Source organism: Aeromonas sp. S19(2024) (assembly GCF_041402625.1).
GTDB lineage: Bacteria > Pseudomonadota > Gammaproteobacteria > Enterobacterales > Aeromonadaceae > Aeromonas > Aeromonas caviae.
Genome location: NZ_JBGLQU010000001.1, coordinates 292,677 through 313,876 on the forward strand (window position 1 = coordinate 292,677; position 21,200 = coordinate 313,876).

At 63.8% G+C, this 21,200-nt stretch carries 22 protein-coding genes; 16 read left to right on the top strand and 6 right to left on the bottom strand.

Features of this window, described 5'->3' with window-relative positions:
• Nucleotides 1–41 precede the first annotated feature (41 nt).
• Nucleotides 42–1,823: an autotransporter assembly complex family protein gene (locus ACB037_RS01320; protein WP_371174797.1), complete on the bottom strand. Its 1,782-nt coding sequence runs from the start codon at nt 1,821–1,823 to the stop codon at nt 42–44.
• 536 nt (nt 1,824–2,359) lie between these two features.
• On the opposite strand from ACB037_RS01320, the gene ACB037_RS01325 reads away from it, so the two are divergent.
• The 10 genes from ACB037_RS01325 to mltB all read left to right on the top strand — a co-directional run bounded on the left by ACB037_RS01325 (nt 2,360) and on the right by mltB (nt 11,935).
• Nucleotides 2,360–2,755, top strand: a complete 396-nt coding sequence (locus ACB037_RS01325) for a hypothetical protein (RefSeq protein ID WP_010674121.1) — start codon at nt 2,360–2,362, stop codon at nt 2,753–2,755.
• Nucleotides 2,756–2,814: 59 nt separating this feature from the next.
• Entirely contained in the window at nt 2,815–3,093 is a 279-nt protein-coding gene (locus ACB037_RS01330) for a peptidylprolyl isomerase (RefSeq protein ID WP_039039827.1), read from the top strand.
• 127 nt (nt 3,094–3,220) lie between these two features.
• Complete coding sequence (locus ACB037_RS01335; RefSeq protein ID WP_371174798.1) at nt 3,221–3,931, top strand: DUF1499 domain-containing protein; 711 nt, start codon at nt 3,221–3,223, stop codon at nt 3,929–3,931.
• Nucleotides 3,921–4,496, top strand: coding sequence for a carboxymuconolactone decarboxylase family protein (locus ACB037_RS01340; protein WP_161469597.1), 576 nt, complete (start codon nt 3,921–3,923; stop codon nt 4,494–4,496). Before ACB037_RS01335 ends, ACB037_RS01340 begins: the two co-directional genes overlap by 11 nt.
• Entirely contained in the window at nt 4,493–6,649 is a 2,157-nt protein-coding gene (locus tag ACB037_RS01345; RefSeq protein WP_319918639.1) for an FAD-dependent oxidoreductase, read from the top strand. Before ACB037_RS01340 ends, ACB037_RS01345 begins: the two co-directional genes overlap by 4 nt.
• A gap of 19 nt (nt 6,650–6,668) precedes the next feature.
• Nucleotides 6,669–7,838, top strand: coding sequence for an ABC transporter substrate-binding protein (locus ACB037_RS01350; RefSeq protein ID WP_371174799.1), 1,170 nt, complete (start codon nt 6,669–6,671; stop codon nt 7,836–7,838).
• A 6-nt stretch (nt 7,839–7,844) separates the two neighbouring features.
• A complete protein-coding gene (locus ACB037_RS01355) occupies nt 7,845–9,482 on the top strand; it encodes an ABC transporter permease (protein WP_371174800.1) in 1,638 nt (545 codons plus the stop codon).
• A 4-nt stretch (nt 9,483–9,486) separates the two neighbouring features.
• Nucleotides 9,487–10,149 (top strand): ATP-binding cassette domain-containing protein, encoded by a 663-nt coding sequence (locus ACB037_RS01360; RefSeq protein WP_182976453.1) that lies wholly within the window; start codon nt 9,487–9,489, stop codon nt 10,147–10,149.
• A complete protein-coding gene (locus tag ACB037_RS01365) occupies nt 10,142–10,744 on the top strand; it encodes a CDP-alcohol phosphatidyltransferase family protein (protein WP_103243434.1) in 603 nt (200 codons plus the stop codon). The genes ACB037_RS01360 and ACB037_RS01365 overlap by 8 nt, the downstream gene beginning before the upstream one ends.
• 93 nt (nt 10,745–10,837) lie before the next feature.
• Nucleotides 10,838–11,935: a lytic murein transglycosylase B gene (mltB, locus tag ACB037_RS01370; RefSeq protein WP_371174801.1), complete on the top strand. Its 1,098-nt coding sequence runs from the start codon at nt 10,838–10,840 to the stop codon at nt 11,933–11,935.
• Between the two features lie 45 nt (nt 11,936–11,980).
• On the opposite strand, the gene ACB037_RS01375 is transcribed toward mltB, so the two are convergent.
• Nucleotides 11,981–12,463 (bottom strand): MarR family winged helix-turn-helix transcriptional regulator, encoded by a 483-nt coding sequence (locus tag ACB037_RS01375; RefSeq protein WP_371174802.1) that lies wholly within the window; start codon nt 12,461–12,463, stop codon nt 11,981–11,983.
• 94 nt (nt 12,464–12,557) lie between these two features.
• Between ACB037_RS01375 and ACB037_RS01380 the strand changes: the two genes are divergently transcribed.
• On the top strand, nt 12,558–13,439 hold the full coding sequence (locus ACB037_RS01380) for a DMT family transporter (protein WP_239053250.1): 882 nt from the start codon (nt 12,558–12,560) through the stop codon (nt 13,437–13,439).
• Between the two features lie 73 nt (nt 13,440–13,512).
• Here the strand turns inward: ACB037_RS01380 and pgm are convergent, their stop codons facing one another.
• Both pgm and seqA read right to left on the bottom strand, forming a co-directional pair.
• The gene (pgm, locus tag ACB037_RS01385) at nt 13,513–15,162 is read right to left on the bottom strand and encodes a phosphoglucomutase (alpha-D-glucose-1,6-bisphosphate-dependent) (RefSeq protein ID WP_010674109.1); all 1,650 of its coding nucleotides are present in this window, start codon (nt 15,160–15,162) and stop codon (nt 13,513–13,515) included.
• A gap of 53 nt (nt 15,163–15,215) precedes the next feature.
• Nucleotides 15,216–15,725, bottom strand: coding sequence for a replication initiation negative regulator SeqA (seqA, locus tag ACB037_RS01390; protein WP_010674108.1), 510 nt, complete (start codon nt 15,723–15,725; stop codon nt 15,216–15,218).
• A gap of 290 nt (nt 15,726–16,015) precedes the next feature.
• Between seqA and ACB037_RS01395 the strand changes: the two genes are divergently transcribed.
• From ACB037_RS01395 to fldA, 4 genes are read left to right on the top strand one after another with little or no spacing between them, the layout of a single operon-like run.
• Nucleotides 16,016–16,780 carry an alpha/beta fold hydrolase gene (locus tag ACB037_RS01395; RefSeq protein ID WP_371174935.1) on the top strand — a complete coding sequence of 255 codons (765 nt, stop codon included), beginning with the start codon at nt 16,016–16,018 and terminating at the stop codon, nt 16,778–16,780.
• A gap of 55 nt (nt 16,781–16,835) precedes the next feature.
• Nucleotides 16,836–17,057, top strand: coding sequence for a DUF2788 domain-containing protein (locus ACB037_RS01400; protein ID WP_010674106.1), 222 nt, complete (start codon nt 16,836–16,838; stop codon nt 17,055–17,057).
• A 20-nt stretch (nt 17,058–17,077) separates the two neighbouring features.
• Nucleotides 17,078–17,374: a LexA regulated protein gene (gene ybfE, locus ACB037_RS01405; RefSeq protein ID WP_005325670.1), complete on the top strand. Its 297-nt coding sequence runs from the start codon at nt 17,078–17,080 to the stop codon at nt 17,372–17,374.
• 40 nt (nt 17,375–17,414) lie between these two features.
• Entirely contained in the window at nt 17,415–17,939 is a 525-nt protein-coding gene (fldA, locus tag ACB037_RS01410; protein ID WP_010674104.1) for a flavodoxin FldA, read from the top strand.
• A 68-nt stretch (nt 17,940–18,007) separates the two neighbouring features.
• Here fldA and ACB037_RS01415 read toward each other — a convergent pair whose 3' ends face one another.
• Complete coding sequence (locus tag ACB037_RS01415; protein ID WP_042878128.1) at nt 18,008–18,481, bottom strand: DUF4442 domain-containing protein; 474 nt, start codon at nt 18,479–18,481, stop codon at nt 18,008–18,010.
• Nucleotides 18,482–18,712: 231 nt separating this feature from the next.
• Between ACB037_RS01415 and fur the strand changes: the two genes are divergently transcribed.
• Nucleotides 18,713–19,141, top strand: coding sequence for a ferric iron uptake transcriptional regulator (fur, locus tag ACB037_RS01420; RefSeq protein ID WP_010674102.1), 429 nt, complete (start codon nt 18,713–18,715; stop codon nt 19,139–19,141).
• A 99-nt stretch (nt 19,142–19,240) separates the two neighbouring features.
• Here fur and glnS read toward each other — a convergent pair whose 3' ends face one another.
• Nucleotides 19,241–20,902, bottom strand: coding sequence for a glutamine--tRNA ligase (gene glnS / locus ACB037_RS01425; protein WP_042878130.1), 1,662 nt, complete (start codon nt 20,900–20,902; stop codon nt 19,241–19,243).
• Between the last annotated feature and the right edge of the window lie 298 nt (nt 20,903–21,200).

Genomic DNA, 21,200 nt, shown 5'->3' on the forward strand with positions numbered 1-21,200 from the left:
CCAGAAAAGAGAAAGAAGAGGATGTGCGCCTGGTTGCCGGGTCATAGTTCCGGCCCCAGTGCGAAGTGCAGCCGCAGCGGCTTGTCCTCCTCGGAGATGCCCACCGCCAGATCGAGCCTGACCTGACCGATGGGGGTGACCCAGCGCACCCCGACCCCGGTGCCTATCTTCCAGGCCTCGCTGTAGTCGACGGTGGCGGTCCCGGCGTCCACGAACAGGGCGCCGAGCCACTTCTCGCTGAAGCGGTAGTTGTACTCCAGGCTGCCGACGCTGGCGTAGCGTCCGCCGGTCAGCTTGCCATCGTCCCCCCGTGGCGAAATGGTCTCGTAACCGTAGCCCCGGACCGTCTGATCGCCGCCGGTGAAGAAGCGCAGGGAGGGGGGGACCAGGGAGAAATCATCCCCGACGATGGCCCCCTGCTCGGCCCGCATCAGGAAACGGTGATCTTCGCCCAGGGTGCGCAGCCACTTGCTGCGCCCCCACACCCGCATGAAGCTGATGTCGGACCCCCAGTAGGGGCTCGAGAACTCCATCGTCAGTTGCTGGCGATCCCCCCAATCCGGCACCAGACCGCCTCGCACCCGCAGCCGTGACCAGGAGACGCCGGGGATCAGCAGCAGGCTGTTCCCCTCGTCCTGACCCTGGACGTAGCGCTCGTTCTCCAGGCGCACAAAGACGTCTCTGTCCCAGCTCTCCGGTCGGCGTGTCCAGCGGTGCACCCCGAAGGTGGCCAGATCGGAGCGGGTGTCGTTGTTGTCGGTGTATTGATAGCCCGCCTGCAGGGAGTAGTAATCCCGCAGCGGGTTGCCCACCGGGATCTGGTAGTCGAAGCTGAGCTCCGCTTCCGGCGCCGAGATCTTGGCGGTGCTGGAGAGGCGGTGACCATAGCGGTTCACCCAGGGTTTCTCCCAGGTGGCACTCAGGCGCGGCCCCACGTCCGTGGCATAACCGATACCGGTCTCAATTTCGTGATCGACCCGGTTGGAGAGGGTCACCTGCACCGGCACCCGGTTGCCCTCGGCCTGGCTGATCAGGGGTTTGATGTCCACCTGCTTGAACAGCTTGGTGGAGGAGACATCCTGGGACATCTCCGCCAGACGGATCGCCAGATAGGGGTCGCCGCTCTTGATGTTGATGAGCGGGCGGATCAGGTGCAGTGCCTCCGGCGTCGCGTCATAGCGGATCTCGCCGAAATGGTAGCGCGGGCCAGAGCGAAACAGGATGTAGATCTCCGCCTTGCCCTGTTCCGGGAAAACCTTGACCTGGCTCTTGCTGATCTTGGCGTCAAAATAGCCGCGGGCCAGCCCCAGACTGCCGAGATCCGCCTTGATGGATTCATATTTGCCGTGGTTGAGGGGATCTCCCTCCTTCAGGGGCAGCTTGTCCAGCAGCTCGCTGTACACCTCGTCGCTCCCCGCATCCCCTTCCAGCAGGATGTCGAGGCGCGAGATGATCACGGGTTCCCCCCGCTCAATCTCGATCACCACCTTGGCGGGCGTCTTCTTGTCGCGGTTCAGGGTGATCTTGGGCTGGTAGTAGCCATAGACCTGCAGCGCCTTCTGTACGCTCTCGGTGATCTTGGCGCGGGCGGGGCGGTACTGGCGTTCCTGGTAGACGGGCAGGGCGTTGAGGTAGGCCTCGACGTTGTCTTTCTGCTCTCCCCTGACCCCCTTGATCTGGTAGGTCAACTTGGCCGCCATGGCGGGCATCGCCATCAGCCAGAGAGCGAGGGCGAGGGCGAGCAGCAAGAGACCGGGCCCGGGGCGACGGGATCGCCCGGATGAAGTGCTCCCGGTGAGAAAAGTAGGATAGCATCCTGTCAAACGTCATTTTCCCCGAATAACATGATTTAAAGATTGTGTTATTTAGTACGATACCGAGACTCATCCCAGGCGAGTGCCGCTCATCCTAGCATAATCGCGACGGCGAAATCCCACGCTCGGGGCCCCTTTGCGTGCCGCTCTGCCACCCCCGGTGCGGGGATCGCTTCGGCCCTGCAAGGAGCCAGCCGGGTGTGAGGAGCCAAACTGCGCACTATCCGGGCAAGGGGCGAACAAAACGCCACCACCTGCCCCGCCACGCCGGATCTCCCCTGGCGGCCTTGGGCTGGCAGCAGGGTCCGGTTCTTCGCGACAACCCTTGTCGGACACCCCGCATCCGGCGGGTTTCGTCAACCCGTCCCCCTCGACTTGCTCCGTGCCCTCTTCCCCACCCTGCCTGCTATTGAACAGGAAAATAAGTTTAAATCAATCACTTGAATAGATGGCACTAAAGCTTCGTTCAATTCAATCGATTTATCCCGCTGCCCCTGCGCTCCTGCCTGTCCCACACTGATCCCAATCATCGCAGGAGAGACCCCATGCACCTACGTAGCGAACAACTGGCTGACTACATCGCCGACCGACTCGAGTTCATCACCTTCCTGGCCTGCTGCAGCGCCCTGCTGGCCCTGCTGACCGGCATGAACGGCCAGCAGGCTCTCGCCTTCACCGCGCTCAATCTGCCCTTTGGCCTGGCCCTGCTGCTGGGCATGGCCCTGCTCGCCCCCCTGCCTGTCCACTGGCGCCTGCCCGGCATAGTCCTGCTGCTGGTGAGCGCAGCCCTGGCCACCCTGCAGATGGGGGGCAACTGGCTCAATCCCCTGGCCATCTGGAGCCTCTATGCCCTGCTGGGGCTGGAGATCCTCTGGCAATCCCGGGCCAGGGTCCCCCTGGCCACCGGCCCCCGGAGCCGGGTCTCGCGCCCGAGGGGCTGACGCGGAGGCGCAATTGCAGTAATCTTGCGCCCCCTTTCCCCTCGCCGAGGAGCATTCCGATGAAAAAAGCCTGTGCCCAGCACATTCTGGTCAAGACCGAGAAACAGTGTCTGGAGATCAAGGAGAAGCTCGCCAAGGGCGCCGACTTCAGCCAGATGGCCAAGCGTTTCTCCACCTGCCCTTCCGGCAAGCGTGGCGGCGATCTGGGGGAGTTCTCCAAGGGGGACATGGTCAAGTCCTTCGACGATGCCGTGTTCAAGGGGGAGCTGCTGACCGTGCTGGGGCCGGTGCGCACCAAGTTCGGCTTCCACCTCATCAAGGTGCTCTATCGCAACTGATCCAGGGCGACGAGGCCTTCGGCTCTCTGAGCCGCACGCCTGGGATTGGTGATCATTTACTAACGTTATCAGGCAATTAAGTTTATCCTTCTGGGCATAGTTCCATCCTGACCCGTGGATCCCTCTTATGCACAGCTCTTTGTGGTGGCCGCTGCTGACCTGGCTATTGCCCCTTTGCGGGGCCCTTGGCAGCCGCGCCCATCTCTGGCCCTGGTGGCTCGGCTTCATCCTCTGTCTCGCCAGCGCCCTCCTCAGCCTCGTGCTGCTGCTGCGCCTGCCCTGGCGTTATCGCCGCACCACCAACCTCTGGCCGGATATCTGGGGCATTGCTCCCCTGCTGCTGCCCCTGCTGTTTCTCGTCCAGGCGCTGCGCTCCCCCCTCACCAACGACGTCAGCACGGATCCCTACCATCCGCCACGGCTCCAGTGGGCCGAGCAGCTCAGAAGCCCGGAGGATCTCCCGGTCTCCCCCCCGCCCCTGCAAGTATTTCCAGGCAACCCCGGTCCTCTCTATACCCGGGCATCCCCGGTCGAAGTGCTCGCGGAAGCCGAGGAACTGATGACGGAGCTGGGCTGGCAGGTTCGCCCGGGCAGCGAGGGTATCGATGCCGTCGTCACCACCGGCTGGTTCGGGTTTCAGGATGACGTGGCCCTGCGGGTCTTTGCCGGGCCCAAAGAGGTCCGTATCGACATGCGCTCCGCCTCGCGCCAGGGGCGCAGCGATCTGGGGGTCAACCGGGCACGGATCATCGATTTCCTGAATCGGTTGAACGAGCGCCTGGGCGGGGCCTACAAGCCCAAGATGGAGAAGCTCAAAGAGGAACAAGATGCGCATTGAGGTCAAACCGGACCGGGCCTACGCCTGGTTCATCCGCCCCTTCTTCTGGCTGCAGAAACGCAACTACGGTCAGGTGCTGATCCCGGGCAAGTGCTGGGGGCGCTCCCCCAGGCTGTTCGCCGCGGTCGCCACCCTCTACGGCGTCATCAACCGCAAGCGCTCCCCCATCGACCCCGTGCTGCGCTCCCTGGTGACGGTGCGGGTCTCCCAGCTCAACTGGTGTCGTTTCTGTGTCGACATCAACGCCATGACCCTCGTCAAGCGGGCAGGCTCCAGCGACAAGGTGGAGGCGCTAGCCCGGTGGCGCGACAGCCCCTTGTTCGACGAGCGGGAACGGGCCGTGCTGGACTATGCCGAGGCCATGACCGGGCTGGATGGCGTGAGCGACGAACAGGCCGCCCGCCTCAAGCCCTGGTTCGATGACGACGCCCTGGTGGAGCTCACCGGCCTCATCGCCTTCCAGAACATGTCCGCCAAGTTCAATGCCGCTCTCGACATCGCTCCCCAGGGGTTCTGCCAGTTGCCGGTGCAACCCGAGAGCCCCCTCGACAAGGGGCAGGGATGAACAGGGCACGCCTGCTGCTGTTGCTGGCGATGGGGGCCCTGGTCGGCACCTTCTTTGCCCTCGACCTTGACCACTATCTGAGCCTCACCCAGTTGCAGGCTCATCAGGCGCGCCTGGCCCTTTGGGTCGACCGCCATGTTGTCGCAGCCAGCCTGCTGTTTCTGGTGATCTATGTGCTCACCACCGCCCTCTCCCTGCCGGGGGCTGCCCTGCTCACCCTGGCGGGCAGCGCCGTCTTCGGCATCCTGTGGGGGCTCTTGCTGGTCTCCTTTGCCAGCTCCCTCGGCGCCACCCTGGCCTTTCTCAGCGCCCGCTTCCTGCTGCGGGACTGGGTCGAGACACGCTTTGGCGACAAGCTGGCGAGCGTTCAGACCGGCATGCAAAAGGAGGGGGCCTTCTATCTGCTGAGCCTGCGCCTCATCCCCCTCTTCCCCTTCTTTCTGGTCAACCTGGTGATGGGGCTCACCCCCATCAGAGTCAGCACCTACTACTGGGTCAGCCAACTCGGCATGCTGCCGGGCACCCTCGTCTACGTGCTGGCGGGGAGCGAGCTGGCTACCCTCACCAGCACAGGCAACCTCTTCTCCCCCGGCCTGCTGGCCGCCCTGACCCTGCTCGGCCTGATGCCCTGGCTGATGCGTGCCTTGCAGCGCCGTCTCGCCCTCTACCGGTTGCACTCCCCCTACCGCAAGCCGGCGCACTTTGACTACAACCTGCTGGTGATAGGCGCCGGCGCCGGAGGTCTGGTCACCAGCTACATCGCCGCCGCGGTGAAAGCCAGAGTGGCCCTCATCGAGCAGCACAGGATGGGGGGGGATTGCCTCCATACCGGCTGCGTCCCCTCCAAGGCGCTGATCCGAAGCGCCCGCTTCGCCTTTGAACAGCGCAAGGCCGGGGAGCTTGGTTTTACCCCGAGCCAGAGCCGCGCCGACTTTGCCGCCGTGATGGCGCGGGTCGCCCGGGTCATCGAGGAGGTCGAACCCCACGACTCGGTGGCGCGCTATGAAGGACTTGGGGTGGAGTGCATCCAGGGGCGGGCGCGAGTCACCTCTCCCTGGGAGGTGGAGGTCAACGGCAAGCGCCTGACCAGCCGTCATATCGTGATCGCCACCGGCGCCCGACCCCGGGTGCCCGCACTGCCGGGGCTGGACAGGGTTCCCTACCTCACCTCCGACACCCTCTGGCAGCGACTGCGTGAGCCCCCCCGCCATCTGCTGGTGCTGGGAGGGGGCCCCATCGGCTGCGAGCTGGCCCAGAGCCTGGCCTTGCTCGGTATCCCCGTCACCCTGGTGGAGCAAGGCCCTCAGCTGCTGCCCCGGGAAGATAGGGACGTCGCCGGGGCCCTGGCCGCGCAGCTGGAGCACGACGGCGTCACCCTGCACCTCGGCTGGCAGGCTACCTCGGCCGGGTATATGGACGGTAAAGGCGCCAACCTGCCCATCCGGCTGCACCTGCGCCGGGGGGACGAGACGCTGGTGATTGAGGGGGACCAGCTGCTGCTGGCCCTTGGCCGGGAGGCCAACGTGAGCGGTTTCGGGCTGGAAGCGCTGGGGGTTGAACTGGCCCCCGGCGGCACCCTGGCCATCGACGGCTTCCTCGCCACCAACTACCCCAGCATCCTGGCGGTGGGGGACGTTGCCGGCCCCTACCAGTTCACCCATTTTGCCGCCCATCAGGCCTGGTATGCCGCCATCAACGCCCTCTTTGGCCAGTTCAGGCGCTTTCGGGCAGACTACAGGGTCATGCCGGCGGCCACCTATACCAGTCCGGAGATAGCCAGGGTCGGCCTCAACCAGAAAGAGGCTCGGGCCCGAGGCATCCCCTTCGAGTCGACCCGCTTCGAGATGGCCGAGCTGGACAGAGCCATCGCCGACGGCGAGTCAGGGGGCTTTGTCGAGGTGCTGACGGTGCCGGGCCGTGACAGGATACTCGGGGCCACCATAGTGGGTGCTCACGCCGGCGAGCGGATCGCCGAGTTTGCCCTCGCCATGCGCCACCGCCTGGGACTTGGCAAGATCCTCGCCACCGTTCACCCCTACCCCACCCTGATGGAGGGGAACAAGTACGTGGCTGGCGCCTGGCGCCGTGCCCGCCAGCCCGGGCGCCTGCTGGCGCTGCTGGCCCGTTATCACCGCTGGCGCCGCGGCGCCTGACTCTGACGAGGCAACCATCATGTTCAAGACCCGACTTCGCGCCCTGCTCCGTCCCCTGATGGCAGCTGTCCCCCTGCTGCTGGCCTCCCCGCTCCACGCCAATGACGCGTCGTGGCAGCAGACCCTGCTGTCCGCCAAGGGGCAAACTGTCTACTTCAACGCCTGGGGGGGCAGCCCCGAGATCAACGCCTACCTGGTGTGGGCCAGGCAGGAGATCGCTCGCCAGTACCAGGTCGAGCTGGTGCAGGTGAAGGTGGATGACATCGCCCAGAGCGTGAGCCAGTTGCTGGCCGGCAAACAGGCTGGCAAGACGTCGAACGGCCCCATCGACCTGCTCTGGGTCAACGGCGAGAACTTCAAGGCGCTCAAGGAGCAGGGGCTGCTGGGAGCCCCCTTTACCGACGAGCTGCCCAACATGGCCCTGGTGGACACCGCCCTGCCGGTGAGTGAAGACTTCACCGTGCCGGTCGAGGGGCTGGAGGCCCCCTGGGGCATAGGCCAGCTCAATCTGATGGTGGATGGCGACCAGGTAGACGCACCTCCCACCTCGGCGGCCGCCCTGCTGGCCTGGGCCAAGTCTCACCCCGGCCGCTTCACCTACCCCAAGCCTCCCCAGTTTCACGGCTCGAGCTTTCTCAAGCAGATCCTGCTGGAGCTGACACCGGATCCGGCGCCCCTCTACCGGGAGGCGACCGATGCCGACTTCCTTCGCGTCACCGCCCCTCTCTGGGCCTGGCTCGACCAGCTTCACCCCGCGCTCTGGCGCAAGGGCAGGCTCTTCCCCACCGGCGCCGCCGAAACCAGGCAGTTGCTCGATGACGGCGAGCTGGCTATGGCCATCAGCTTCAACCCGGGGGAAGCCCAGAGTTCGGTGCAAAACGGCACCCTGCCCCCCACCGTCCAGGCCATCGCCATGGAGAAAGGGGCGCTCACCAACAGCCATTTCCTCGCCATCCCCTTCAATGCCTCCGCCCGGGCCGGGGCCAAGGTGGTGGTCAACTTCCTGCTGAGCCCCGCCGCCCAGGCGCGCAAGAGCGACCCCGCCTTCTGGGGGGATCCCAGCGTGCTGCGCCAGGAGGCGCTGCCAGGCCAGACCCGTCCGGCATTGCGCTTCAAGGGAGTGGCAGAGCCCCACCCCAGCTGGCAGACGCGGCTGGAAGCGGCCTGGGCCGAGCGCTACGGCCACTGATCCATCATGCAGGCGCGCGCCCCTCTTCTCCTCCTGCTGCCCTTTTTGATGCTGGGGATCCCGCTCGCCGGGGGCCTGCTGTTGCTGGTCATCGAGGGGCTCTCCCCCGCCAATCTATCCCTCTTGCTCCCCCAGCCCGGACTCTGGCACTCCGCAGGGTTGAGCCTCTGGGTGGCGGGGGCCTCCACCCTGGGGGCCCTCGGCGCCACCGCCTTGCTGCTCGCCCAGGGGGACGGGCATCCCTGGATGCGCTGGCTGCGCCGCCTGCTCTCCCCCCTGCTGGCGCTTCCCCACGTCGCCTTTGCCATCGGCATCGCCTTTCTGATCGCTCCCTCTGGCTGGCTGCTGCGCCTCGTCGCCCCCCTGCTTGACCTCACCCATCAACCCCCGGACTGGCAAACCCTCAAGGATCCCTGGGGGCTTGGCCTCATCGTGGTGCTCATCCTCAAGGAGACCCCCTTCCTGCTGCTGATGGCGCTGGCGGCACTGGATCCCGCCAAGGTGGCGCGCCAGCAGTGGCTGGGGGCCAGCCTCGGCTTCAGCGCCCCCCGGATCTGGTGGCGCCTGCTGCTGCCCTCCCTCTGGCCCGCCCTGCGACTGCCCCTCTACGCGGTGGCCGCCTATGGTCTGGCGGTGGTGGATCTCGCCCTGCTGCTGGGGCCTGATGCCCCGCCGCCCCTGGCGGTGCGACTCTGGCTCTGGTATCAGGATGCCGACCCCGCCTGGCGCGGCGCCAGTGCCAGCGGCGCCCTCTTGCTGCTCGCCCTCAACCTGCTGCTGCTTGGCGCCCTCAGGCTGCTGGAGCGGGCCCACCTCACCCTCGGCAAGGCACGCTGGCTGGATGGGCGACGCGCCCCCGCCTCGCCCTGGCCCGCACTCATTGCCCGCATCGGCGTGTGGGGGCTGCTCCTGACCAATCTGCTGGTGCTCGCCGCCCTGCTGCTCTGGTCCCTGACCCGGCGCTGGTCCTTTCCCACCCTCTGGCCGAGCGAATGGAGCAGCCACCACTGGCAGGCTCTGCTGCCGAGCCTGGGCCCGCTGCTCTGGCAGAGTCTGTGGCTGGCCCTGCTCTGCGCCGCGCTCTCCCTGCTGCTGGCGGTGCTCTGCCTCGAGGCGTTGCCTGCGCGCCGCGCCACACGCACCCTCTGGCTTGTCTGCCTGCCTCTGCTGCTGCCCCAGGCCAGCCTGCTGTTTGGATTGCGCCTTCAGACCGACGGGCTGGGATTCACTGGCATAGGCCCAGGCTGGGTACTCTGGAGCCAGTTGATCTTCGTCTTTCCATACGTCTATCTCTGCCTGCACGGCCCCTATCGCCAGTTCGACGAGCGCCTCACCCGGGTGGCCCTCACGCTCGGGGCCAGCCCCTGGGGGGCCTGGTGGCGAGTCAAGGGCCCCCTGCTCGCCCGTCCCCTGTTGTTCGCCTTCGGTGTCGGAGCGGCGGTGAGCCTGGCCCAATACCTGCCGACCCTGCTGTTCGGGGGCGGGCGGGTCGTCACCATCACCACGGAGGCGGTGGCCATCGGCAGCGGCCTCAACCGGCGGCTGGCGGGGCTCTACGGCCTGCTGCAACTCCTGCTGCCCCTTTTCATCTATGCCCTGGCGCTCTGGCTGCCGCGGCGCATCAACCCCGCCCTGAGGTCCTGACCCGATGCTGCACACCTCCGCACTCACCCTCTTCCTCGACGGTGCCCCCCTGCTGACGCTCCCCCCCCTCAGGGTGGCCCCGGGCGAGGTGCTCACCCTGATGGGACCGAGCGGCTGTGGCAAGAGCTCCCTGCTGGCGGCCCTGGCGGGAGTGCTGCCACCCGGGGGCCCCATCCGGCTGACCGGGGACATCCTGCTCGGCGCACATCGCCTCACCCCGCTGCCCCCCCAAGAGAGGGGGGTCGGCATCCTGTTTCAGGATGACCTGCTGTTTGCCCACCTGACGGTGGCCGAAAATCTGATGTTCGGCATGCCGGCGCATCTCAAGGGGATGGCGGCAAGGCAGACCCGGGCCCGCGAGGCGCTGGCCGAGGTCGGGCTGGAGGCTCAGGCGGACAAGCTGCCCGGGGCGCTCTCCGGCGGCCAGAAAGCCCGCGTCAGCCTGCTGCGTGCCCTGCTGGCCGAGCCCAGGGCATTGCTGCTGGACGAACCCTTCTCCCGCCTCGACAAGCCGCTGCGGGCGGCATTCAGAACCCTGGTGTTCGAGCGCCTGCGCACGCAGGCCATCCCCGCGCTGCTGGTGACCCACGACGAAGAGGATGCGCCGGGCACCATCTTGCAGCTGATCCCCCCAGCCATCCCAGAAGAGGAGCACCACCTTGTTTGATCGCCACCTGATCCCGGTTATCCGCCGCCCCCTCGCCGCGCTTGCCCGCCCCCTGTGCCGGGCCGGGGTGAGCGCCAACCAGGTGAGCCTCGCCGGCTTTCTCATCGGCATGCTGGCGCTGCCGCTGCTGGCCTTTGGCTGCTATCAGTGGGCGTTGGCGGCGATTCTGCTCAACCGGCTGCTGGACGGGCTGGATGGCGCCGTGGCGCGGGAAACGGGCATCACCGACTGCGGCGGGTTTCTCGACATCACGCTGGATTTCATCTTCTACGCCGCCGTGGTGCTGGGCTTTGCCCTCGCCGACCCGGCCAACGCCCTGGCCGCCGCCACCCTGCTGTTCGCCTTCATGGGCACGGGATCGAGCTTTCTGGCCTTTGCCATCATGGCGGGCAAACGGGGCATCGAGAGCCCCGTCTACCACCACAAATCCCTCTACTATCTGGGCGGGCTCACCGAGGGGAGCGAAACCATCGCCCTCTTCGTGCTCATGTGCCTCTGGCCCGCCACCTTCGTGCCACTGGCCTACGGTTTCGCCCTGCTCTGCGCCATCACGACCCTGACCCGGATCTGGAGCGGCTACCACACCCTGCGCTGACGGGATCCCGGGGGCGCGCCGGCACGGAGCACTTGCGCCTGCACGCCAATGTTTTACCATGACGGCACTCTTTTTCAGGCTCACGAGAACCCTATGCGTCGCCTTGTCTGTGTCCTCTCCCTGTTTCCCCTGATCTACGGCTGCAGCAGCACGCCGGCGCCCAAGCCCGTGGTCAAACCCCAACCCAACAGCGCCTTCATCAACCAGACACCGCCGAGCAAACCCTTCTACGGACAGGTGAGCCAGCCCGGGGTCAGCAAGGGGGACTTCGCCAATCGTTCCAACGTGGACAACTTCGTGCAGCGGATGGTGCAAAAGCACGGCTTCGACAGCGCCGAGCTGCACCGGGTACTGGCCCAGGCCGAGCGTTATGACTGGATCATCAAGCTGATGGACGCCCAGGCCCCCACCACCAGACCGCCCACCGGCCCGACCGGCGCCTGGAATCGCTACCGCGCCAAGTTCATCACCCCGGACAACGTGCAAAACGGCGTCAACTTCTGGCGTGAATACGAGAGTGAACTCAACCGGGCGCAGCAGATCTACGGGGTGCCACCCGAGATCATCGTTGGCATCATCGGGGTGGAAACCCGCTGGGGTCGGGTGATGGGCAAGACCCGCATTCTCGACGCCCTGGCGACCCTGGCATTTGACTACCCGCGCCGCGCCGACTTCTTCACCGGCGAGCTGGAAGCCTTCCTGGTGATGACCCGGGATGAGGGGATGGATCCCACCGAACCCAAGGGCTCCTATGCCGGGGCCATGGGCTACGGCCAGTTCATGCCGTCGAGTTTTCGCAACTACGCGGTGGACTTCAACGGCAACGGCCACACCAACCTGTGGGATCCGGTGGATGCCATCGGCAGCGTGGCCAACTACTTCAAGGCCCACGGCTGGGAGAAAGGGCAGCCGGTGGCAGTACGCGGCCAGGGACAGCTGCCGGGCTATGAGCACGGCTTCCAGACCCGCTACCCGGTGGCCACCCTGCGCGGAGCTGGTCTGACCCCAATCGGCTCCCTTGGCAATCACAAGGAGGCGAGCCTGCTGCGTCTGGATGTCGGCACCGGTTACCAGTACTGGTACGGCTTGCCGAACTTCTACGCTATCACCCGCTACAACCACAGCACCCACTACGCCATGGCGGTATGGCAGCTTGGCCTTGCCGTCAGGGATGCCAGAGGCGGCTACTGAGTCAGCCTCAATGCCAACAAAAACGGGCCAGATGGGCCCGTTTTGCTATTCGTTCTCCAGCAACCAGCGCTTGAGCAGGGCGGCCAGCTGCTTCTGCTCGGCCAGGCTCAATGGGGCCAGCAGGCGGCGCTCGTTCGCCACGTGCTGTTCCACCGCATGGTCAACCAGCTCCCGCCCCGGCTCCGTCAGGCAGACCAGCAGGCTGCGTCTGTCATCGGGGGAGGCTTCACGTCTTATCAGGCCACGCTGCTCCAGCTTGTCGAGCCGGGCCGTCATGGCCCCTGAACTCAGCATGGCGGACTGGTAGAGCGCGGTCGGGGTCAGCGGCTCACCGGCCCGACGCAGGGTCGCCAGGATATCGAAATCGGACCCCAACAGACCGCACTCTTTGAGGGTCTCGCTCACTTCGCGCCCGGCGATCGCCGCCATGCGCGCCACCCGCCGCAGCACCCCCATGGGGGTGCAGTCGAGGTCCGGGCGCTGCCGGGCCCACTGGGCCAGCAGCTGATCTACATGATCACTCTCCATTCGGGCTCCATTATCTTTACATGAAGATACTTGATAATAAACCAACTCGCGGCTAATGTATCTTTACTTAAAGATACTTTGTTACGAGATAACCATGCCGCTGCTGATCGCCCTGCTCGCCCCCCTGCTCTGGGGCAGCACCTATGCCGTCGTCAGTCTCTACCTGACCGACTACTCCCCCTACTGGGTGGCCGTGTGGCGCGCCCTCCCCGCCGGAGTGCTGCTGCTGTTGCTCCATCCCCGCAGACCGCCTCTCGTCTGGAGCAGGCAGTTCCTGCTGGCATTTTGCAACATCACCGCCTTCTTCGCCCTGCTGTTCGTGGCGGCGTTTCGCCTGCCCGGCGCCGTGGCGGGTACGTTGGGAGCGACGCTGCCCCTCATCCTGATGGGGCTGGCCTGGCTGCAAGACGGTGTCAGACCGACGCTCAAGTGGCTGTTGCTGGGGGTGATGGGGCTCGTCGGGGTGCTCTTGTTGCTCAATCCCTCTGCCAATCTGGATCCCGTCGGCGTGGCGTGCGCCCTGCTCGCCACCCTGCTCATCGGCCAGTCGAGCCGCTGGATGCAACGCTGGCCGGTGGACGATCTGCTGGCCCTGACCGCCTGGCAGCTGCTGCTGGGCGGCCTGATGCTGATCCCGCTGGCCTGGTGGCTGGCCGGCCCCATGCCCCTGCCCAGGGTTGACGCCACTCCCGGGCTTATCTGGCTGGTGATCCTCAACACGGCCCTGGCCTACTGGGCCTGGCTCTGGGGACTCAAACGCCATGGCCCGGAGGTGATGGGGATGCTGGCCCTCACCAACCCCATGGTGGCGGTCTCCTGCGGTGTGCTGATGGTGGGAGAAACCCTGGATGGCCGTCAGTGGCTCGGCATCGGCATCATCCTGCTCTCTCTCTTCCTGATGAAGCTGCCTGCCCGCCCCTTCCTCAAACGCTGGCAGAACCGCAAGGCCGCCACCGGCAGCGTCGACAACGGCTGATCCGCAGTCAACCCGACACAAAAAAAGAGGAGCCACCAGGGCTCCTCTTTCGCATGGGTTGTTGCCGTAAGGGTCAGACCCCGGCCTTGGCCAGGGCGGCGGAGACGATCTGCTGGGCTTCCTGCTGGATGAGGTCCAGGTGCGCCTCCCCCTTGAAGCTCTCCATGTAGATCTTGTAGATGGACTCGGTACCGGAGGGGCGCGCCGCGAACCAGCCGTTCTCGGTCACCACTTTCAGGCCGCCGATGGCGGCATCGTTGCCAGGCGCCTTGGTCAGCTTGGCGAGGATGGGCTCACCAGCCAGGGTGGAGGCTTCCACCAGAGCCGGATCCAGCTTGGAGAGCACCGCCTTCTGGGCGCTGTTGGCCGGGGCATCAATGCGGCGGTAGCTGGAGCGGCCGAATCTGGCTTCGAGCGCATCGTAGTGGGCCTGGGGATCCTTGCCGGTCACCGCCAGGATCTCGGCCGCCAGCAGCGCCAGAATGAAGCCATCCTTGTCGGTGGTCCAGACGGTACCGTCCTTGCGCAGGAAGGAGGCACCCGCGCTCTCCTCGCCGCCAAAGCCGAACTCGCCGCTGTAGAGACCGTCCACGAACCACTTGAAGCCGACCGGCACCTCTTTGAGGGTGCGACCGATCTCGCCGGCCACCCGGTCGATCATGGAAGAGGAGACCAGCGTCTTGCCGACGGCCGCCCCCTTGGGCCAGCCGGTTCTGTGGGTGAACAGATACTGGATGGCCACCGCCAGATAGTGGTTCGGATTCATCAGGCCCGCCTTGGTGACGATGCCGTGACGGTCGTAGTCAGGGTCATTGCCAAGGGCGATGTCGAACTTGTCTTTCAGGGCAATCAGGCTCGCCATGGCGAACGGGCTGGAACAGTCCATCCGGATCTTGCCGTCTTTGTCCAGGGTCATGAAGGAGAAGGTCGGGTCGACCTTGTAGTTCACCACCTCGATGTCCAGACCGTAGCGCCTGGCGATGACGTCCCAGTAGGCGACGCCGGAGCCACCCAGCGGATCCACGCCGATCTTGATGCCTGCCTGCTTGATGGCGGCCAGATCCAGCACGTTTTCGAGATCATCCACATAAGGGGTGACATAGTCGTGTTCCACCACGAACGGGCTCTTGAGGGCCTCGGCAAACGGCATCCGCTTCACGCCGGCCAGGCCCGCTTCCAGGATCGCGTTGGCGCGGTCTTCCACCCACTTGGTGATCTCCCCCTCGGCGGGACCGCCGTGGGGCGGGTTGTACTTGAAGCCACCGTCTTCCGGCGGGTTGTGGGACGGGGTGATCACCACGCCGTCCGCCTGGGCCACGGGTTTGCCTGCGTTGTGGCGCAGGATGGCATGGGAGATGACCGGGGTCGGCGTGAAGCCGAGGCCGGCCTGAATGCGGGTCTCGACACCGTTGGCCGCCAGCACTTCCACCGCGCTGGCAAAGGCGGATTCAGACAGGGCATGGGTATCCATGCCAACGAACAGCGGCCCCGTGATACCGGCCTGCTGGCGGTACTCCACCAGCGCCTGGGTCACCGCCAGAATGTGGGATTCGGTGAAGGCGCTGTGCAGGGCGCTGCCGCGGTGACCGGAGGTGCCGAAGGCGACCCGCTGCTCAGGGCGGCTCATGTCCGGCTTGTTGAGGTAGTAGGCGCTGACCAGACGGGGAATGTTGGTCAGATCGCAAAGACGAGCCGGCTGACCGGCGTGGGAATGCTGTGCCATGGCGTTTTCCTTGAGCTGAGCCTTGCCCGGCAAGGCCTGAAGTCATTGATGGGTTAAACGGCGCCGCACACCCGAGCCGTCAGATCCTCGTCATAACCCATGCTGTTCATGAGCTGGGCCACCATGTTCTGCTTGCGGCTGGTATTGGTATTGGTGATCACCCAGAACGGGGTCTCCGGTACCGGCTTGGGCTTGGTGGTGCTGCCACTGGCACGCAGCGCTTCCGGGTCACGGGAGAAATAGACGCGCTTGCGCCCTTTTATCTCGGTCGCCTGGGTGAAGCCTTCCGGGTTGTCCCGATAGAGGGTGCTCAATACCAGCATGAAGCGGTTGATGGACTTCTCTTCTTTCTGAAGCTCGCCGGAATCCAGCAGTGCCTCCAGCCCCATGGCATCGGCCACGGGTTGCGGTTGCATCGCAGGCGCGGCCGCCACGGTTGCCGTGCCAGCCTGGGCGGGTTGCTCCAGCAGGCGACGCAGGATATCGGACGCACTCTCGCCGATGTGCCGGGTCTGGCTCGCGATAAAGAAGTAGAGATCGTCATCAAGCTCGATGGTTTTCATAGGGATGCGCTGGACTCGTCGAAATTCGGATGCGGCGATTATACATAGGCAGACCCGGCAGCCCAAGCAAGGGGCGGACAGATGTGCATGAATCTCCTTGAGAATACGGCATAATGACGGGCCAAGTGTGTGATCCCCCGCACTGATAGCCGATCCCGGGGAGATATTTTTGAAAAAAAACCACAAAAAAATCCCCCACCAGGAATGAAATCCTTTTCTTTCAGTGTGTTAAAAAGTATGGCGATAGAGCCCACGACCGATAAGGTGTCATTTTGCAACAATATCCACGATTGAACTTCAAGGATCAGGGCGAAGGCCCGACTGTCGTGCTGATCCATGGCCTCTTTGGCAGCCTGGACAACCTCGGCCTGCTGGCACGCCCCCTCAGCGAACAATACCGGGTCATCAGCGTCGATCTGCGCAATCACGGCGCCTCCTTTCACTCGGACGAGATGAGCTACCCGGCCCAGGCGGAGGACATCCTGGCCCTGCTGGACCATCTTGGACTTGAACAGGTGGCCCTGGTGGGTCACTCCATGGGGGGCAAGGTCGCCATGCAGGTCGCCAAGCAGGCCCCTCACAGGGTCAGCAAGCTGGTAGTGGCGGACATCGCCCCGGTGGCCTATCCCCACGCCCGCCACAAGAACGTGTTTGCCGGGCTCAATGCCACGCTGGCCACGCCCCCCCAGAGCCGCAGCGAGGCGGAAGCCATGCTGGCCGAGCACATCGAGATCGCCGGGGTTCGCCAGTTCCTGCTCAAATCCTTCGCCAAAGGGGAGTCTGGATGGGGGTGGCGTTTCAACGTGTCGGCCCTTGAGCGCAACTACGCCAACATCATGGGCTGGCCTGACGATGAACGCCGCTTCGAAGGCGCGACACTCTTCATCAAGGGGGGCGACTCCGACTATATGTTGCCCGAATACACCGGGGCCGCGATGGCCCAGTTCCCGGCCGCCAAGGCCCGCGTCATCGCCGGCACGGGTCACTGGCTGCACGCGGAAAAGCCGGTTTTGTTCAACAAACTGGTTGTGGATTTCCTGTCGACAGGCGGTTAACAGTTTTAAATCCTTTGTGATATAGTGCGCCCGTCTTAAGGAGTGCGCGCAATCCATGCTGAGTGAACACATCGATCTCATCGAGAGTCTGGGCCTGAAACTGTTCTTCGTGGCCATCTTCCTGCTGATTGGTCTGGCCATTCAGGACGTGCTCAAACGGGGCAATGTGCCCCGCTTCGGCCGCTTCATCGTCTGGCTGGTGCTGTTTCTGGGTTGCGCGGGTTTTGTCGCCAAGGGGCTGATCGAAATGGGCTGGGAAGGCTCAGGGATCGGCTAACTACTTTTCATCTGTGATGTATGGCCAAACAGCAAACTGATCGAACAACACTGGATCTGTTCGCAACTGAGAAGCGCCCCGGCAGGCCAAAGACCAATCCACTCCCCCGCGAGACCCAGCTCAAGATCAACAAGCGCAACCAGCTCAAGCGCGATCGTGAGAACGGGCTGAAACGGGTCGAGTTAAAGGTGGAAGCCGAGTTGCTGGAGCGCCTGAACCAACTTGCGCTGCAACAGAACGTCAGCCGAGCCGAGCTGATCCAATCTATCCTGAAGCAACAGATCGAGTCTGCTCATGCAGCAGGCATCGCAATCTGAACCGTCAAGCATCAACACCAGATACGGGTAACGAAACACTATGGCTAGTGTAGGTCTGTTTTTCGGCAGCGATACCGGTAATACCGAAGCTGTCGCCAAGATGATCCAGAAAGAACTGGGCAAACAACTGATTGAAGTCCGTGACATTGCCAAGAGCAGCAAGGCCGACATCGACAGCTTCGATCTGCTGATGTTCGGCATCCCGACTTGGTACTACGGCGAAGCCCAGGCCGATTGGGACGACTTCTTCCCCGAGCTCGAAGAGATCGACTTCAACAACAAGCTGGTGGCCATCTTCGGATGCGGCGATCAGGAAGACTATGCCGAGTACTTCCTCGACGCCATGGGCACCCTGCGTGACATCGTCGAAGCCAAGGGCGCCATCATCATCGGCCACTGGCCGACCGCGAGCTACGAGTTCGAAGCCTCCAAGGCACTGGTGGATGACAAGCACTTCGTGGGCCTGGGCATCGACGAAGATCGCCAACCCGAGCTGACTGCAGAGCGCGTCAAGGGCTGGTGCAAACAGCTGCACGAAGAGATGTGCCTGGGCGAGCTGGAGTGATCTGATCTTCCTCCCTCTTCATGCAACAAGGGCCCCGACGGGGCCCTTGTTGCATCTGCAGCAAGCATTCAGCCCCCCCTGTGCTGGGGCTTGGATCTGACATAGAGGGTGCGCTTCACCTGGGCCACCAGCTCGCCCTGGCCATCCTGCACCTGCACCTCGAACTCGGGAAAGTGCTTGTCTCCCCCCTCGGTCGCCGCCACGATCGATGCCAGCTTGGCGTCGCTCAGGGTGAACTCCGCCACCAGTTTGCCCTTGCCCGGCTTGATGAAATTGATACTGCCCGCCTTGTCCCACACGTAGTAGCGGTTCTTGAAATAGCCCATCAGCATCAACGGGTAGATGGGATCCGTCATGGCGAACATGCTGCCACCGAACTGGGTCCGGTTGGCATTCTTGTTCCACCAGCGGGACTTGAGCGTCACCCGGCAGAAGCGAAAATCGGGGCTCAGGGTTTCTATCTTGATGCCTGCACCCCAGAAGGGGGGCCAGGCGTTGAGGGCGCAGCGCACCCAGGCGGCATTGCCGAAAAGCCAATCCATGGATCTCATCCGACCAGACTATAAAGAAGTCACATAGTATCAACATTCTCTGATCGAGCAAGCGGGTCTGAATATTCCCATGACGGGCTTGATGAGCTAAAGCCCTTGAATTGCTGGGTTTATTTTTAACTTGGCTACGACCTATAATGACAGGCCAAGCGAGTTCGTGGTTGCCATTACAGCGGCAGTCAATCAGAATAACCACACCTTCGAGAATGCGAATAAATAGAAATGGCAGACAACAACCAAGCGTTAAAAAAGGCCGGGCTCAAGATCACCTTGCCCCGTGTCAAGATCCTGGAAATCCTGCAACAGCCGGACTGCCAGCACACCAGTGCGGAAGATCTGTACAAACGGCTGATCGATCAGGGCGAGGAGATTGGTCTCGCTACCGTTTATCGCGTTCTCAACCAGTTTGATGATGCCGGTATCGTCACCCGTCACCATTTCGAAGGGGGCAAGTCGGTGTTCGAGCTCGCCACCCAGGAGCACCACGACCACCTGGTCTGCCTCGACTGCGGCAAGGTGATCGAGTTCTCCGACGAGGTGATCGAACAGCGCCAGCGCGACATCGCCAAGGCGCACAACATCCGCCTGACCAACCACAGTCTTTACCTGTATGGCCACTGCGCCAACGGTGACTGCAAGCACGACGATTGATTCGGCCGGGTCGGCGCAATAAAAAAGCCAGCATCATGCTGGCTTTTTTGTGTCCGCAATCCGGACCAGAAGCGGCAGGGTTTCCCCTGCCCTCTTCTATCAGACCTCGGCCTTGCCCCAGACGTCACGCAGGGCCACGGTGCGGTTGAACACCAGGCGCTCGGCGCTGGAGAGCTTGTTGTCGGCGCAGAAGTAACCTTCACGCTCGAACTGGTAGGCAAACTCCGGCTTGGCATCCTTCAGAGAAGCTTCCACCCGGGCCCCTTCGATGATCACCAGGGATTCCGGATTCAGAGCCGCTTCGAAGTCATCCTCGGCGCCCGGGTTCGGCACCTTGAACAGACGGTCATAGAGACGCACTTCGGCCGGCAGGGAGTGAGTGGCGCTGACCCAGTGGATCACCCCTTTCACCTTGCGACCGTCCGCCGGATCCTTGCCCAGGGTCTCGGGGTCGTAAGAGCAGTAGATGCAGGTGACCTTGCCGTCCGCATCCTTCTCGACCCGTTCGGCCTTGATGACGTAGGCGTTGCGCAGGCGCACTTCCTTGCCCAGCACCAGACGCTTGAACTGCTTGTTGGCTTCCTCTTTGAAGTCCGCCTCGTCGATGAAGATTTCGCGGGAGAAATGCAGCTCACGGGTCCCCATCTCCGGCTTGTTCGGGTGCGCAGGCGCCGTCAGCACCTCGTCCGCCGCCAGGTTCTCGATCACCACCTTCACCGGGTGCAGCACGGCCATGGCGCGCGGGGCGTTCTCGTTGAGATCGTCGCGGATGCAGGCTTCCAGCATGCTCATCTCGACGATGTTGTCCTGCTTGGTCACACCGATGCGCTTGCAGAACTCGCGGATGGAGGCCGGGGTGTAACCACGGCGGCGCAGACCGGAGACGGTCAGCATGCGCGGATCATCCCAGCCGTTCACGTGCCCCTCGGTCACCAGCAGGTTCAGCTTGCGCTTGGACATGACGGTGTATTCGAGGTTCAGACGGGAGAACTCGTACTGACGGGGGTGACAGTCGATGCTGATGTTGTCCAGCACCCAGTCATACAGGCGACGGTTGTCCTGGAACTCCAGGGTACACAGGGAGTGGGTGATCCCCTCCAGGGCGTCCGAGATGCAGTGGGTGAAGTCATACATCGGGTAGATGCACCACTCGTCACCGGTCTGGTGGTGGTGGGCAAACTTGATGCGATAGATGACGGGATCGCGCATCACCATGAAGGGGGATGCCATGTCGATCTTGGCGCGCAGGCAGGCGCTCCCTTCGGCCATCTCACCGTTTTTCATCTTGGCGAACAGGGCAAGGTTCTCTTCCACGCTGCGATCGCGGAACGGGCTGTTCTTGCCAGGGGCAGTCAGGGTGCCGCGGTATTCGCGCATCTGCTCCGGGGAGAGCTCGTCCACATAGGCCAGTCCCTTCTCGATGAGCTCGATGGCGTAGCCGTGCAGCTTGTGGAAATAGTCGGAGGAGTAGCAGATCTCGCCGCTCCACTGAAAGCCCAGCCACTGGACGTCCTGCTTGATGGACTCCACGAACTCGATGTCTTCCTTCGCCGGGTTGGTGTCATCGAAACGCAGGTTGCACTGACCCTGATAGTCGCGGGCGATGCCGAAGTTCAGGCAGATGGATTTGGCGTGGCCGATATGGAGATAACCGTTCGGCTCCGGCGGGAAACGGGTATGCACGCTGCTGTGCTTACCGCTGGCCAGATCTTCATCAATGATCTGACGAATAAAGTTAGTTGGGCTGTTCGCCTGACTCATGGCTCACCTCAAAAATGCGTCACTGGCGGACGTTGTGCCGGCTGGCACCCTCATACCCCCGCCGTCAAGCCGGGTATGATCCCTCATTACGCGCCCTGCCTCAACCTGAATTTGGCCAATTCGGGTCATTGGCGCACCAAAAACGGCGAAACGGGAGAAATTGCAGAGATCCTGGTCAAAAAAAGCCCCGCACGGGGCGGGGTCTCAAGTGATGAAAAACAGACAAAACACACACAACAAAGGTTCACACGCAGAGTCAACCTTTCCCAAACCCGATGGCCATCGCCCTTGGGAAAGG